The organism is Pseudoxanthomonas daejeonensis (assembly GCF_022637495.1).
In the GTDB taxonomy this organism is placed as follows: domain Bacteria; phylum Pseudomonadota; class Gammaproteobacteria; order Xanthomonadales; family Xanthomonadaceae; genus Pseudoxanthomonas; species Pseudoxanthomonas daejeonensis.
Genome location: NZ_CP093331.1, coordinates 570,187 through 582,910, shown reverse-complemented (window position 1 = coordinate 582,910; position 12,724 = coordinate 570,187). Strand labels below are relative to the sequence as shown.

Annotated in this window: 16 protein-coding genes and 1 tRNA gene; 8 read left to right on the top strand and 9 right to left on the bottom strand. The window is 70.5% G+C overall.

What is annotated here, in order from left to right; all coding sequences use genetic code 11:
* Positions 1–18: 18 nt before the first annotated feature.
* Positions 19–453: a hypothetical protein gene (locus tag MNQ95_RS02780; RefSeq protein ID WP_162411233.1), complete on the bottom strand. Its 435-nt coding sequence runs from the start codon at positions 451–453 to the stop codon at positions 19–21.
* Between the two features lie 126 nt (positions 454–579).
* Here MNQ95_RS02780 and sufT point away from each other — a divergent pair, with 126 nt between their 5' ends.
* Positions 580–1,131, top strand: a complete 552-nt coding sequence (gene sufT / locus MNQ95_RS02775; RefSeq protein WP_162411234.1) for a putative Fe-S cluster assembly protein SufT — start codon at positions 580–582, stop codon at positions 1,129–1,131.
* 63 nt (positions 1,132–1,194) lie between these two features.
* On the opposite strand, the gene MNQ95_RS02770 is transcribed toward sufT, so the two are convergent.
* From MNQ95_RS02770 to wrbA, 4 genes are all read right to left on the bottom strand, one after another.
* Positions 1,195–1,671 (bottom strand): aminoacyl-tRNA deacylase, encoded by a 477-nt coding sequence (locus tag MNQ95_RS02770; protein WP_241953726.1) that lies wholly within the window; start codon positions 1,669–1,671, stop codon positions 1,195–1,197.
* Positions 1,672–1,681: 10 nt separating this feature from the next.
* Positions 1,682–2,167, bottom strand: coding sequence for an asparaginase domain-containing protein (locus MNQ95_RS02765; RefSeq protein WP_162411236.1), 486 nt, complete (start codon positions 2,165–2,167; stop codon positions 1,682–1,684).
* Between the two features lie 130 nt (positions 2,168–2,297).
* Positions 2,298–2,636 carry a DUF2069 domain-containing protein gene (locus tag MNQ95_RS02760; protein ID WP_241953725.1) on the bottom strand — a complete coding sequence of 113 codons (339 nt, stop codon included), beginning with the start codon at positions 2,634–2,636 and terminating at the stop codon, positions 2,298–2,300.
* Positions 2,636–3,229 (bottom strand): NAD(P)H:quinone oxidoreductase, encoded by a 594-nt coding sequence (gene wrbA, locus MNQ95_RS02755; RefSeq protein WP_241953724.1) that lies wholly within the window; start codon positions 3,227–3,229, stop codon positions 2,636–2,638. The genes MNQ95_RS02760 and wrbA overlap by 1 nt, the downstream gene beginning before the upstream one ends.
* Positions 3,230–3,307: 78 nt before the next feature.
* On the opposite strand from wrbA, the gene MNQ95_RS02750 reads away from it, so the two are divergent.
* From MNQ95_RS02750 to MNQ95_RS02740, 3 genes are read left to right on the top strand one after another with little or no spacing between them, the layout of a single operon-like run.
* Positions 3,308–4,585, top strand: coding sequence for a YihY family inner membrane protein (locus MNQ95_RS02750; RefSeq protein WP_162411239.1), 1,278 nt, complete (start codon positions 3,308–3,310; stop codon positions 4,583–4,585).
* A 2-nt stretch (positions 4,586–4,587) separates the two neighbouring features.
* Entirely contained in the window at positions 4,588–5,166 is a 579-nt protein-coding gene (locus MNQ95_RS02745; RefSeq protein WP_241953723.1) for a TlpA family protein disulfide reductase, read from the top strand.
* Positions 5,163–5,450, top strand: a complete 288-nt coding sequence (locus MNQ95_RS02740; protein ID WP_162411241.1) for an acylphosphatase — start codon at positions 5,163–5,165, stop codon at positions 5,448–5,450. The genes MNQ95_RS02745 and MNQ95_RS02740 overlap by 4 nt, the downstream gene beginning before the upstream one ends.
* Before the next feature lie 2 nt (positions 5,451–5,452).
* Here the strand turns inward: MNQ95_RS02740 and ppk2 are convergent, their stop codons facing one another.
* From ppk2 to hemA, 4 genes are all read right to left on the bottom strand, one after another.
* Complete coding sequence (gene ppk2 / locus MNQ95_RS02735) at positions 5,453–6,277, bottom strand: polyphosphate kinase 2 (protein WP_241953722.1); 825 nt, start codon at positions 6,275–6,277, stop codon at positions 5,453–5,455.
* Between the two features lie 15 nt (positions 6,278–6,292).
* Positions 6,293–6,811, bottom strand: coding sequence for a molybdenum cofactor biosynthesis protein B (gene moaB / locus MNQ95_RS02730; protein ID WP_162411243.1), 519 nt, complete (start codon positions 6,809–6,811; stop codon positions 6,293–6,295).
* A gap of 95 nt (positions 6,812–6,906) precedes the next feature.
* On the bottom strand, positions 6,907–7,989 hold the full coding sequence (prfA, locus tag MNQ95_RS02725; protein WP_241953721.1) for a peptide chain release factor 1: 1,083 nt from the start codon (positions 7,987–7,989) through the stop codon (positions 6,907–6,909).
* Positions 7,967–9,271 carry a glutamyl-tRNA reductase gene (gene hemA, locus MNQ95_RS02720; RefSeq protein ID WP_241953720.1) on the bottom strand — a complete coding sequence of 435 codons (1,305 nt, stop codon included), beginning with the start codon at positions 9,269–9,271 and terminating at the stop codon, positions 7,967–7,969. The genes prfA and hemA overlap by 23 nt, the downstream gene beginning before the upstream one ends.
* A gap of 65 nt (positions 9,272–9,336) precedes the next feature.
* Between hemA and MNQ95_RS02715 the strand changes: the two genes are divergently transcribed.
* From MNQ95_RS02715 to MNQ95_RS02700, 4 genes are all read left to right on the top strand, one after another.
* Entirely contained in the window at positions 9,337–11,082 is a 1,746-nt protein-coding gene (locus MNQ95_RS02715) for a tetratricopeptide repeat protein (RefSeq protein ID WP_162411246.1), read from the top strand.
* Positions 11,079–11,705: a lipoprotein insertase outer membrane protein LolB gene (gene lolB, locus MNQ95_RS02710; RefSeq protein ID WP_241953719.1), complete on the top strand. Its 627-nt coding sequence runs from the start codon at positions 11,079–11,081 to the stop codon at positions 11,703–11,705. Before MNQ95_RS02715 ends, lolB begins: the two co-directional genes overlap by 4 nt.
* The gene (gene ispE / locus MNQ95_RS02705) at positions 11,702–12,556 is read left to right on the top strand and encodes a 4-(cytidine 5'-diphospho)-2-C-methyl-D-erythritol kinase (RefSeq protein WP_238390412.1); all 855 of its coding nucleotides are present in this window, start codon (positions 11,702–11,704) and stop codon (positions 12,554–12,556) included. Before lolB ends, ispE begins: the two co-directional genes overlap by 4 nt.
* Positions 12,557–12,567: 11 nt before the next feature.
* A tRNA-Gln gene (locus MNQ95_RS02700) sits at positions 12,568–12,644 on the top strand.
* The last annotated feature ends 80 nt before the right edge of the window (positions 12,645–12,724 follow it).

Here is a 12,724-nt window from a genome sequence, read left to right as displayed (position 1 = left end):
GCACGCGAGGTCGGGCGCTCAGCGCGCTGCGCGCAGCGCCAGCACGGGGGCCAGCCCGAGGCACAGCAGGTCGAGCCAGCTGTTGGCCAGTCGGGCCAGGGTCCAGACGTAGAAGGCCCCCATCTTCGGCGCGGCCTCCCACGGCGCCAGGCCCATCTGCGCACCGATGTGGCCGGACACCACGAACCATTGCACCAGGACCGCCATCAGCAGCGTCGCCGCGGCGGCGAGCAGGCGGCGTGGCCAGCCCGGGAGCATCCCGCCCAGGCGCAGCATCCAGGCCGCCTCCAGCCCCGCGAGCAGGGCGATCCAGCCATGCTGGCGCCCGGTGGCCAGGGAAAGCGAGCTCCACGCCACGACCATCGTCGCGCTCCCCAGCAGCAGCATGAACGGCCACAACCAGCGTGGAGCGCGCGGCGAGGCAGGAGGCGGGGCGTGCGGCGCAGGCGGCATCGGGACTTCCGTTCGGGGGCGCCAAGGATACGCGCTGGCCGCATCGGCTAGAATGCGTCCTGTATCCAGTGAACTTTTCCTGCGCCGCGGCTTGAGTACGTGGCCCTCCCGCCCCATATCGGCCGCATGTACTCCCGCAGCAGCGAACCCGTCCGTTTCGAACGCGATTGCGCCGCCGTCATGGTGCCGCAGGGCGAAGCCGTGACCCTGCCGGCCGGCAGCGTCGGTTACATCACCCAGGGCCTGGGCGGCAGCTACACGGTGTTCGTCGAGGGCAACCTGTTCCGCATCGCGGGCAAGGATGCCGACGCCATCGGCAAGGAAGTCCCGCCCGAGCTGGACCTGCCAGCCGACGCCGGCGACGACGAAGTCGAGGCCATGATCTGGCGCCAGCTGCGGACCTGCTTCGATCCTGAGATCCCGTTCAACATCGTCGACCTGGGCCTGGTGTACGAAGCCGTCCTCAAGCCGCGCGATGACGGCAAGCGCCTGGTCGAGGTCAAGATGACCCTGACCGCGCCGGGCTGCGGCATGGGCGAGATCCTGGTCGACGACGTGCGCAGCAAGCTCGAGCAGATCCCGACCATCGCCGAGGCGGACGTGGAACTGGTGTTCGACCCGCCGTGGGGCCGGCACATGATGTCGGAGGCCGCGAGGCTGGAAACCGGCATGTTCTGAGCGGCGCTGCCGCCAGACGTTCGAACGCTGGAAGCGGCGGAAGGCCGCTCTAGGGTTGCCGCGTCAGCGGCTGATCGCGGCGCTCGAAGCCTGAAGCGCACGCATCGCGTCAGCCGGGTCGATCTCCAGCAGCAGCCCGCGCTGGCCGGCGTTGATCCACACGCTGGCCGCCGCCAGCGCGTCGCTTTCGAACCACACCGGTACCGGCCTTGGCTGGCCGAACGGGCTGACCCCGCCGACCTTGTAGCCGCTGCGACGCTCGGCCTCGGCCACGTTCATCATCCGCGCCGCCTTGCCGTCGCCGGCTGCGGCCAGTGCCTTGAGCTGCAGCTGCCGGTCCGATGGGATGACCACGCACAGCGCGCGCGCATCCACCCACGTCATCAACGTCTTCAGCACGCGATCGGGTGCGATGCCCAGCGCCAGGGCCGCCTGCATGCCCTTGCCGGCGACCGCGTCGGCGTCGTAGTCGTACGGATGCAGGCGATAGGCGACACCCGCCGCGTCGAGCGCGCGGGTCGCGCGCGTGGCCATCGACACGGCGCGTTCCTCAGGCCGGTTCGAAGCGGTTGGCAGCCACGTTCTTGCGCACCTTCGCCGGGTCCCAGATCAGGCCGTTGATGGCGATGTACACGCCGTGCGGCAGCGACTGCACCGCGCCGATCGCGCAGCCGATGTTGAATTCGGCGTCGGAGCCGCGGAACCGCGCCGGGCTCAGTGCGCCGGTCATGACGATGGTCTTGCCCGGGATCGACTTCAGCACCAGGCCGGTCTGGACCATGCTGTCGGTGCCATGCGTGACCAGCACGTGCGGCGTGGACTGCGCGGCGATGGTCGCGCGCAGCAGTTCGCGGTCATCGTCGGTGATGTGCAGCGAGTCCTTGCGCAGGATCGGGATCACGCTGAAGCGGAAGGTCACGCCCAGCTCGCGCAGGATCGTGCCGATCTGCGGTTCGCCGATCTGGTAGTCGGACTTGTCGTCGAAGTAGATCTTGTCGATGGTGCCACCGGTGGTGACGATCAGCAGTTCTTCCATGTCGGTGCCCTGGTCCGGCGCGCGCGGCGTCCGGCGCATATGAGGAGGGCGCGGGGCTGGAGCCGCACGCCGCAAGTGGCCGCATTATCGACGATCGCGATGGCGGCCGGTCGCGCCGCCTGCGCGGGGTTCAGGCGCGGCGACCGAAGCGCGCGCGCAGGCCCGACCAGCTGGACGCGCCGATCACCAGCAGCGACAGGACGATTTCCAGCCACGCGAACAGCCGCTCGTCCGGACGGGTCCAGGCGACCATGACCCCGTGGCTGAACCAGAACAGCGCGAGCACGCCACCCCAGAACGCCGCGCGCCGGCCGCCACGCCAGGCCGGCACGGCCAGCAGCAGCGGCGGCAGCGCGAATACCAGCAACGCAGCCACCGCGTGGCGGTCATCGTGGAACCAGGCGCCGAAGAGCGCCGCCAGCGCCAGCAGCGCGGCGCCGGTCAGGCGGTGCGATGTCGTCGTCGCCATCAGCGGGCCAGCCGCGCAGCGATATCGGCCAGGCGCCGACCCAGCGCGCGCGCCAGCGCCGCTTCTTCATCGGTCGGCTGCGGCTCGTCCTGGGTGCCGGCGACATGGCTGGCGCCGTAGGGCGTCCCGCCGCTGCGGGTGCTGCTGAGCAGCGGCTCGGTGAACGGGATGCCGACGATCACGCAGCCGTGGTGCAGCAGCGGCACGTGCATGGTGAGCAGGGTCGATTCCTGGCCGCCGTGCTGGGTAGCGGTGGAGGTGAACACGGCCGCCGGCTTGCCGGCGAGCGTGCCGCTGGCCCACTCGGCGCCCAGGCCGTCGAGGAAATGCTTGACGGGTGCAGCCATGTTGCCGAAACGGGTCGGGCTGCCCAGGGCCAGGCCAACGCATTCGACCAGGTCGCTGGCCTGCACGTAGGGCGCGCCCTCCTCGGGCACCGGCGGCGCGGCCTGCTGGGTCACTGCGGCCACCGGCGGCACGGAGCGCACCCGCGCCTGCATGCCGGGGACTTCCTCCACGCCGCGCGCGATCTGCCGGGCGAGCCGCGCGACCGAACCTCCGCGGCTGTAGTACAGGACCAGGATCTCCGGCATCGGGCTTCCATCGGGTACAGGCAGGGCGTCCAGTATCGACGATGCGGCCGGCACCGCGCATCGGGTAGGCTTGCCGCAATGGGCATCGCGCAGATCATCGACCGCTGGCGCGAACGCGTGGGTGACCGCGCGCGCGCTACGACCTTCGCCCGCTTCCTGTGGCGCCGCTTCCTCGACGACAACCTGTTCCAAGCCGCCGGCTCGCTGGCCTATACCACCGCGTTCGCGCTGGTGCCGCTGGCGGTGGTGGTGCTGGGGGTGCTCTCGGCGTTCCCGGCGTTCCAGGACCTCAGTGGCAAGCTCGTCGAGTACGTGCTCTCCAATTTCATTCCTGCCGCGGCAGACTCGATCCGGGACCAGCTCGCAACGCTCTCCGAGCACACCCAGAAGCTCACCGCCGCCGGTACCGTGGCCCTGGTGATCTCGCTGCTGGTCACGCTCAACAGCGTGGAGTCGACCTTCAACCGGATCTGGCGCGTGGCGAGCGCGCGGCCGCGCCTGTCGCGCTACCTGGTGTACTGGACGGTGATGACCCTGGGTGCGCTGCTCGCCGCCGCCTCGCTGTCGATCTCGGCGCGCTTCTTTGCCATGAAGCTGTTCGTCGAGACGCCGCAGGGCCAGTGGCTGGCCAACTTCAGCCTGGGCATGGCGCCGATCCTGATCGAGCTGGCGGTGGTGATGCTCGCCTACCGGGTCGTGCCGCATCACACGGTCAAGTGGCGCCATGCCATTGCCGGCGCGGTGCTGGCGGTGGTGTTGCTGGAGAGCGTGAAAGCCGCACTCGGCCTGTACCTGGGCAGCTTCGACGGCTACCAGAACCTGTACGGCGCGATGGCCTTCATCCCGATCCTGATGCTGTGGATCTTCCTTGGCTGGGTGGCGATCCTGCTCGGTGCATCACTGGCGTCCTCGATGGCCGCGTTCCGCTACCAGCCGGCCTCGATGCGCCTGCCGCAGGGTTACGAGGGTTATGCGCTGCTGCGCCTGATCGGTCGTTTCCAGCAGGCCCGCCGCGAGGCGCGAGGGTTGCACACCAACGAGATGCTCGCGCTGGAGCCGATGCTCACCGACTCGCTGCTGCAGGAATTCCTGTGCCGGCTCGATGCGATCAAGCTGGTCCGCCGCGACGAGCGCGGCGAGTGGCTGCTCGCGCGCGACCTGGACAGCATCACCCTGGCCGACCTGTACGAGGCCTGCCAGCTGCGGGTGCCGATCGACGAGGCCTGGCTGCCCTGCCGCGACGACGAGCTGGGCGCAGCGGTTCACGCTGTGCTCGACGACCTGCGACTGCCGCTGCGCGATGCACTCAAGCGCCGCGTCGGCGACCTTTATCCCACGAACCCGGAACGGACCTGAGCATGCGCGTATCCCTTCTCCTGCTGCCCGCGTTGCTGGCGTTGTCCGCCTGCCGCCCGGAACAGACCCCCGCGCCGCCGGCCACGCCACCGGCGAGCGCCGCAGCGCCGGCGGCCGATGCCGCCCTGCCGCCCGTGGCACAGCCTGGCGTGGTGGAGCGCACGGCCGACGTCCCGCGCTTCGCCGCCACCGCGGTGGATGGCGCGCTGTACGACCTGGCCGCGCACCGGGGGCGCTGGGTGGTGGTGAATTTCTGGGCGACCTGGTGCGGGCCGTGCCTGAAGGAAATGCCCGAACTGGCCGCGCTGCATACCATGCGCGAGCAGATCGAAGTGGTAGGCCTGGCCTACGAGGACATCAGCGTGGAGGACATGCGCGCGTTCCTGAAGGAGCATCCGGTGTCCTATCCGATCGTGATCCTCGATCCGATGAGCCCGCCGCAGGATTTCGCCACGCCACGCGGCCTACCCACCACCTACCTGCTTGCACCCGACGGCAAGGTCGCCCGCCATTTCCTCGGCCCGGTGACCGCGTACGACATCGAAACCACGGTCGAAGCGGGCGGCGGCAGCCTGGAATGAGCGCGCCGGTCCGGATCGCGCGGCGCTGGCGCGTGTCCGGGCGGGTGCAGGGCGTTTTCTTCCGTGCCTCGACCCGCGTGGAAGCCCTGCGGCTGGGTCTGGATGGCAGCGCGGTCAACCTGGCCGACGGGCAGGTCGAGGTGATCGCCAGCGGCGCGACCGAAGCGCTGGACCAGCTGGAGGCGTGGTTGCGGCGCGGGCCGCCGCAGGCGCGGGTCGACGCACTGCAGGCGTTGCCGGCACCGGAAGCGGCAGTGGTGCCGCCGGGATTCGCGACCGGCTGAGGTCAGTCTTCCGCGCGCGAAGGATACGGCGCGATCGGTTCAAGCACCCCGTAGCGCTCGCGCCGAGCCTTGCCACGCAAAGGTTCCAGCACGGGCAGGTCGCTGGGAACGTCCACGTCGGGCAGCCGGTCGAGCAGGTCGCGCAGCAGGGTCAGGCGGCCCACGCGCTGGTCGTTGAAATCGACCAGCGTCCAGGGCGCATGGGCGGTGTGGGTGGCGGCGAGCATCTCCTCGCGCGCACGGGTGTAGTCGGCATAGCGGTGCCGCGCCTCCAGGTCGACCGGCGACAGCTTCCAGCCCTTGAGCGGGTCGGCATGGCGCTCGGCGAAACGCTGCTCCTGTTCGGCCTGGTCCACGCACAGCCAGTACTTGAACAGCGCGATGCCGTCGTCGACCAGCATCCGTTCGAACTGCGGCGCCTGGCGCAGGAACGCGGCATGCTCGGATTGGCTGCAGTAACCCATGACCCGTTCCACGCCGGCCCGGTTGTACCAGCTGCGATCGAACAGGGTCATCTCGCCGGCAGCGGGCAGGTGCGCGGCATAGCGCTGGAAATACCACTGCGTGGCTTCGCGATCGGTCGGGCGCGGCAGGGCGGCGATCCGGCATTGGCGCGGGTTGAGGTGTTCGGTGAGGGCCTTGATCGCGCCGCCTTTGCCGGCGGTGTCGCGTCCCTCGAACAGCACGACCAGGCGCAGGCCGGTCGCCTGCAGCCATTCGGCCATGCGTACGAGTTCAAGCTGCAAGGGCGCGAGCAGGTCCTTGTACTCGCCCTTGCGCAGCGGTTTTGCCGCCTTGCGCCGGCCCGTCTTGCCGTGGTCGCCCATGCCGGTCTCCGTGATCTATTCGCGCAATCGCGGCCGCAGGGTCGCCAGGTTGCAGGGCTGGGTCCGCGCGTCGAGCTGGTGGCGGATGATCCGCTCCCACGCCGTGCGGCAGGCCGAAGTCGAACCGGGCAGGGCGAACAGGAACGTCGCGTTGGCCAGTCCGGCGAAGGCGCGCGACTGCAACGAGGACGTTCCGATCTCCTCGACGCTGATCGCGCGGAACAGTTCGCCGAAGCCGGGCATTTCCTTGTCCAGCAGCGGCAGCAGCGCTTCGGGCGTGGAGTCCCGGCCGGTGAAGCCGGTGCCGCCGGTGACCAGGATGCCATCCACCGCCGGGTCGGCGATCCACGCCGAAACCTGCGCGCGCAGGCGATAGCGGTCATCGGGCAGCAGCGTGCGTGCCTGCACGCGGTGCCCGCCGTCAGCCAGGGCCTGGGCGAGGTAGTCGCCGGAGGTGTCGTTGTCGGCGGTGCGCGTGTCCGAGACGGTCAGCACGCATATGTTCAAGGGCAGGAAATCGCGTTCGGCAGTCATGCGCATAGCCTATACCCACGCGGGTCCGTGCTGCGCACCTGCCGCTGGGGCAGGGCACATCGTTGCCGAGTGCCGCCCATGACGGGAATACCGTCTTACTCGGCCGTCAGTCGCGCCAGTTCGTCGGCCTGGTGTTCCTGCTGCAGGCGCACGACCAGGGGATCGAGCTCGCCTTCGAGGATGTTGGGCAGGTCGTACAGGGTCAGGCCTTCGACGCGATGGTCGGTGATCCGGCCCTGCGGGAAATTGTAGGTGCGGATGCGCTGGCTGCGGTCGCCGCTGCCGACCTGCAGCCGGCGCGATTCGGCCTGTGCGGCCTGCTGGCGGCTGCGCTCGGCGTCGAGCAGCTGCGCCTTGAGCCGCTTCATCGCCTTGTCGCGGTTGGCGTGCTGGCTGCGCTCGGTCTGGCTTTCCACCACCACGCCGGTCGGCAGGTGGGTGATGCGGATCGCCGAATCGGTCTTGTTGACGTGCTGGCCACCGGCGCCGGACGAACGGAAGGTGTCGACCTTCAGGTCGGCCGGGTTGATCGCGATCTCCTCGACCTCGTCGGCCTCCGGGATGATCGCCACCGTGGCGGCCGAGGTGTGGATGCGGCCTTGAGACTCCGTCGCCGGCACGCGCTGCACGCGGTGGGTGCCGGACTCGAACTTCAGCTTGGAATAGGCGCCACGGCCGACCAGGCGCGCGACGATTTCCTTGTGCCCGCCGTGTTCGCCGGGGTTTTCCGATTCCACTTCGACCTTCCAGCCCTGGCGCTCGGCATAGCGGGCGTACATGCGGAACAGGTCGCCGGCGAAGATCGCCGCTTCGTCGCCGCCGGTGCCGGCGCGCACTTCCAGGAACAGGTTGCCGTCGTCGCGCGGGTCCTTGGGCACCAGCAGCAGGGCCAGCTCGGCATCCAGCGCCTGCAGCCGCGCGCGCGCGCTGTCGATTTCCTCTTCGGCCAGTTCCGCCAGTTCCGGGTCGCCTCGCATGGCCTCGGCCGCAGCCAGGTCATCCTTGGCACGCGCCTCGGCCGCCAGGGCCGTGGCGACCGGCTCGAGCTGGGCGAATTCGCGCGACAGGTCGCGGAAGCGCGCGTTGTCGGCCAGCACGCCGGGGTCGGCGAGCAGGCGTTCGAGTTCTTCGCGGCGCTCGGCCAGCGCTTCCAGCTTACGGCGCAGGCTCGGGGTCATCAGGCAGTCGCGGTGCGGCGGGTGAGGGGATCGGGGAATGGGAGTAGGGCGCCTTGTCCGGGAACAGGCGTTCGGCTGCGCGCGCCAGTTCCAGGTCGCCGCTGAGCGCGGCTTCGCGCAAGGCGGCGGTCGGCGGATGCAGCAGCCGGTTGGTCAGGGTATGGGCGAGGAATTGCAGCACCTCGTCGGTATCGCGACCGCCGGCCAGCTGCTGGCGCGCACGGGCCAGCAGTTCGTCGCGGGTACTGTCACCGAGCGAGCGCAGGCGCTTGAGCGTCTCCTGGCGGCCGCCGGCATGCAGGGTCTCCATGTAGCGGGCGACCTGCAGGTCGATGATCGCCTCGGCGGCTTCGGCCGCTTCGTGGCGCCCGCGCCGGTTGTCCTCGACTGCGCGTTCCAGGTCGTCGACGGTGTACAGGTAGGCATCGGCCAGCGCCGCCACGCGTGGCTCGATGTCGCGCGGCACCGCCAGGTCGAACAACAGCACGGGCTTGCGCCGGCGCGCGGCCAGCGCCGCTTCGACCTGGGCCTGGCGCAGCACCGGTTCGCGGCTGGCGGTGGCCGAGAACACCACGTCGGCCTCGGCCAGGTGTCGGTCCAGCTCGGCCAGGGGCAGGGCGTAGCCGCCGTGGCGGCTGGCCAGGTCCTGGGCATGGGCGAGGGTGCGGTTGGCGACGAGCAGGCGGCGCACACCGCCCTTGGCCAGATGCCGGGCCGCCAGTTCGATGGTCTCGCCGGCGCCGATCAGCAACACCGTGGAATCGGGCAGGCTGGCGAAGGAGTCCTGCGCCAGCCGCACCGCGGTGGAGGCGACCGATACCGGATTGACGCCGATGCGGGTGTCGGTGCGCGCACGCTTGGCCACGGCGAAGGTCTGCTGGAACAGGCGATCCAGGCGACCGCCGAGGGCGCCGTGTTCGCGCGCCAGCACCCAGGCGTCCTTCACCTGGCCCAGGATCTGCGGTTCGCCCAGCACCATCGAGTCCAGGCCGGTGGCCACCCGGAACAGGTGGCGCACGGCGTCCGCGTCGCGATGCCTGTAGAGGTAGGCACCCAGGCCCTGTGCCTGGCCATCCAGCCATCCGGCAAGGGCTTCGCCATCGGCGGCCACCGCGTAGACCTCGGTGCGGTTGCAGGTGGAGAGCAGGGCCGCTTCGGAGACTTCGGGCAGGGCGCGCAGCGAAGCCAGGGCCGTTCCCAGCGAATCGCCGGCAAAAGCTACCCGTTCGCGCAGGTCGACCGGCGCGGTCTGGTGGTTGAGGCCGAGGAGCCACAGCGTCATGTTCAGGTGCTTGCGATAATCTGCTGGCTTCTTTGGGCCGCCATTTTACGGCCCGGTGGGTGCCAATGCCCGTATCAGAGATTTCCATCGCCCGATCGGGACGTCCGCGTCCCCTCCAGCGCCTGTCGTGGCTGCTGTCGCTGGCCCTGGTCGCCAGCCCGCTGTGCGCGGCCAGGCCGGCGCCCGACCCGGTTCCGCTGGAGCAGGTGATGGCCGGCGAATACGCCCTGCAGGCCGGGCAGCTGGCCGACGCAGCGCGCTGGTACCTGGAGGCGGCCAAGGCGGCCGAAGGCGACATCCTGCTGGCCGAACGCGCGACCCGCATCGCGATGCTGGCCAACGACGATGTCCGCGCCGGGCAGTCGCTGAAGCTGTGGCGGCAGCGCGCGCCCGATTCGCTGGCGCTGCGCGCGGCAAGTGCCTCGTTGGCCCTGCGCGAAGGCCAGGCCCGCAAGGCGCGCCGTGAGCTGGTCCAGCTGCTGCAGGCGTCCGACCCCAGGGCCTGGCGGTATGCGCTGGTGGCACTGGCCGGCGGACGCGATCCCGACGTCACGGCGAAGGTGATGGGCCAGCTGGTCGGCGATGGCGTCATTCCGGACGAACTGGTGGCCTGGCAGGAATTCGGCCGGCTGTCGCTGCGCCTGGACAAGCCGCAGCTGGCTGCACGCATCGTCGACGAGATGGTCCGGCGCTTCCCGGGCGAGCCGCGGGTGGCGGTGCTGCGCGCAGGCCAGCTGCAGCAGGCGGGGCAGACCGAACAGGCCCGGGCGATGCTGGGCGTCGCCGAGCCGCGCGCGGAACACGACCCGGAGGTGCGCGCGATGCTCGCCGTCGCCTACGAGGCGCTGGGTGACTTCGATGCCGCCGCCAGGATCATGTCGCGGGGGCCGCAGGACACCCAGACCTACGGGGTCCGGGCGTCGCTGCTGGCCCGCAGCGAGGACAACGAGGCACTGGCGGCAATGTACGGCGAGCTGTCGGCGGGCGACGGCGGCCAGCCCGATCCGGCGCGCCGCATGCTGCTGGGGCGCATCGCCGAGTTCCTCAAGCGCCCGGCCGAGGCCGTGGACTGGTATCGCGGGGTGTCGGGCGGGCCGTTGCGTCCCGAGGCGCGGATCCGCACCGCCGCGGCGCTGTACGAAATGGGGCGTGCCGACGACGCGTACGCCGAGGCCCATGCCCTGCAGAACGATGCCGGCAGCGACGACGAGGCGCGTCGCAACGCCTATCTGCTGGAGGGCGAACTGCGGCAGCGCGCCGGCAGCATCGAGGGCGAGATCGAGGCCCTGGGCCGCGGCCTGGCGGCCTACCCGGACGACGGCGCCCTGCTGTACGCGCGCGCGCTGGCCTGGGAGCGCCAGGATCGGATCGACCGGGCCGAGGCCGACCTGCGCAAGGTGCTGGTCGCCGAGCCGGAGAACGTGGCCGCGCTCAATGCGCTCGGCTACACCCTGGCCGACCGTACCCACCGCTACCAGGAGGCGCTGGAGCTGATCGACCGCGCACGCACCGCCGAACCGGACAACGCCGCCATCGTCGACAGCTACGGCTGGGTGCTGTACCGGCTGGGTCGCAACGAGGAGGCGCTGGTCGAGCTGCGCAGGGCCTGGGGCCTGGCCAAGGATCCCGAGATCGGGGCGCATGTCGGCGAGTTGCTCTGGGTGCTGGGGCGGCGCGAAGAAGCACAGCGCTACTTCGACGAGTCGCGCAAGCTCGATCCGGACAACCGCTCGCTGCTGCGGGCCGTGGAGAAGCTCGGCCTGCCGGCTCCGGTGGCGGTGCCTGTGTCGACGACGGAGCCTGCGCCGTGATCCCGCGCCTCCAGCCGGCCGGCCTTGCGCTGGCCGCGATCCTGCTCGCCGGCTGTACGACCGCGCCGCCGCGCCCTCTCCCGCCCGCGGTCGACGCCGGCCAGGCGCAGGCCATGCAGGAGCAGCGGAGGCAACAACTGGAGGCCATCCCGCAATGGGCGATGCAGGGCCGGATCGCGGTCAATGTGGCCGACAAGGGTGGCAGCGGCCGACTGGAGTGGCAGCAACAGGGGATGGCCTACCGGGTCTCGCTCAGCGCCCCGGTGACCCGCCAGAGCTGGCAGCTGTCGGGTGAGCCTGGCGGTGCAACCCTGGAGGGCCTGGAAGGCGGCCCGCGTTCCGGCCCGGATGCCGGGGTGCTGCTGCGCGAGGCGACCGGCTGGCAGATCCCGCTGGAGTCGATGGCCTGGTGGGTGCGTGGCCTGCCCTCCCCGGGCGCCGGCGAGCTGGTCTTCGGCGCCGATGGTCGCCTCCAGCGCGTGGTCGCCGAGGGCTGGACCGTCGAGTACCAGGAGTGGCTTCCGGCCACTGCCGGCTGGCCGGCGATGCCGCGGCGGCTGCAGGCCAGTCGCGAGGGTGCCCGCGTTCGCCTGGTCGTGGATGGCTGGGACGCAGTGCCGTGAACGGCGGCTGGAGTGAATGGCCGGCCCCGGCCAAGCTGAATCTGTTCCTGCGTATCACCGGCCGCCGGAATGACGGCTATCACGAGCTGCAGACCGTCTTCCGGCTGCTCGACTGGGGCGACCGGATCTTTCTGCGCAGCCGCGACGATGGCCGAGTGGTCCGTCATGGAGACCGCCTGCCGGGCGTTGAAGATGCGGCCGATCTGGCGGTCAGGGCAGCCAGCCTGCTTAAAGATGCGGCTAACTGCACGCAAGGTGCCGACATAAGCGTCGAAAAGCATATCCCTGCAGGGGGTGGGTTCGGTGGGGGCTCGTCCGATGCGGCGACTGTCCTATGCGCCCTTGACCGGCTCTGGGGCCTGGACATGGGCGAGGACCGGCTCGCGGCGCTGGGGTTGCAGCTGGGCGCAGATGTCCCGGTCTTCGTCCGGGGGCGCTCGGCCTGGGCCGAGGGGGTCGGTGAAAGGCTGGAATCGATCGCTCTGCCGCCGGCCTGGTATGTGCTGGTGGACCCCGGTATCCACGTGCCCACCGCGGCCCTTTTCCAGTCCCCGGATTTGACGCGGGATTCCCCGCCCGCGAAAATGGCGGACTTCGCTGCCGGAACGGTCCTCGACAATGCGTTCGAGACGGTCCTGCGCCGTCGCGAACCGGCCGTCGAGGCGGTGTTCGCCGAGCTGGCGCGGATCGGACTGCCGCGCCTCACCGGTACTGGCAGCGGTTGTTTCGTCGAGTTCGCCCAACGGGACGCGGCGCAGGACGCACTGGCGCGGTTACCGCGACGGTTGCGCGCCTGGGTCGCTGCCGGCGTGTCGGATTCGCCGCTCCATGGCGCGATGGCGCGCCTGTAGTGGAATGACACAGGGGCGTCGCCAAGTGGTCCAAGGCACCGGGTTTTGATCCCGGCATCCGCAGGTTCGAATCCTGCCGCCCCTGCCATGCTTGCGAGTCATGGACGCGAGTCCCTCGCAATAAACCGCACTTCCAGGTGCGGGGATTGAAAGAACGGAGCGCAGTCC

Bases quoted from the DNA above. Each gene is read 5' to 3' on its own strand.
- MNQ95_RS02780 (WP_162411233.1), bottom strand. From the start codon at position 453: ATGCCGCCTGCGCCGCACGCCCCGCCTCCTGCCTCGCCGCGCGCTCCA.
- sufT (WP_162411234.1), top strand. From the start codon at position 580: ATGTACTCCCGCAGCAGCGAACCCGTCCGTTTCGAACGCGATTGCGCC.
- MNQ95_RS02765 (WP_162411236.1), bottom strand. From the start codon at position 2,167: ATGGAAGAACTGCTGATCGTCACCACCGGTGGCACCATCGACAAGATC.
- MNQ95_RS02760 (WP_241953725.1), bottom strand. From the start codon at position 2,636: ATGGCGACGACGACATCGCACCGCCTGACCGGCGCCGCGCTGCTGGCG.
- wrbA (WP_241953724.1), bottom strand. From the start codon at position 3,229: ATGCCGGAGATCCTGGTCCTGTACTACAGCCGCGGAGGTTCGGTCGCG.
- MNQ95_RS02750 (WP_162411239.1), top strand. From the start codon at position 3,308: ATGGGCATCGCGCAGATCATCGACCGCTGGCGCGAACGCGTGGGTGAC.
- MNQ95_RS02745 (WP_241953723.1), top strand. From the start codon at position 4,588: ATGCGCGTATCCCTTCTCCTGCTGCCCGCGTTGCTGGCGTTGTCCGCC.
- MNQ95_RS02740 (WP_162411241.1), top strand. From the start codon at position 5,163: ATGAGCGCGCCGGTCCGGATCGCGCGGCGCTGGCGCGTGTCCGGGCGG.
- ppk2 (WP_241953722.1), bottom strand. From the start codon at position 6,277: ATGGGCGACCACGGCAAGACGGGCCGGCGCAAGGCGGCAAAACCGCTG.
- moaB (WP_162411243.1), bottom strand. From the start codon at position 6,811: ATGACTGCCGAACGCGATTTCCTGCCCTTGAACATATGCGTGCTGACC.
- prfA (WP_241953721.1), bottom strand. From the start codon at position 7,989: ATGACCCCGAGCCTGCGCCGTAAGCTGGAAGCGCTGGCCGAGCGCCGC.
- hemA (WP_241953720.1), bottom strand. From the start codon at position 9,271: ATGACGCTGTGGCTCCTCGGCCTCAACCACCAGACCGCGCCGGTCGAC.
- MNQ95_RS02715 (WP_162411246.1), top strand. From the start codon at position 9,337: ATGCCCGTATCAGAGATTTCCATCGCCCGATCGGGACGTCCGCGTCCC.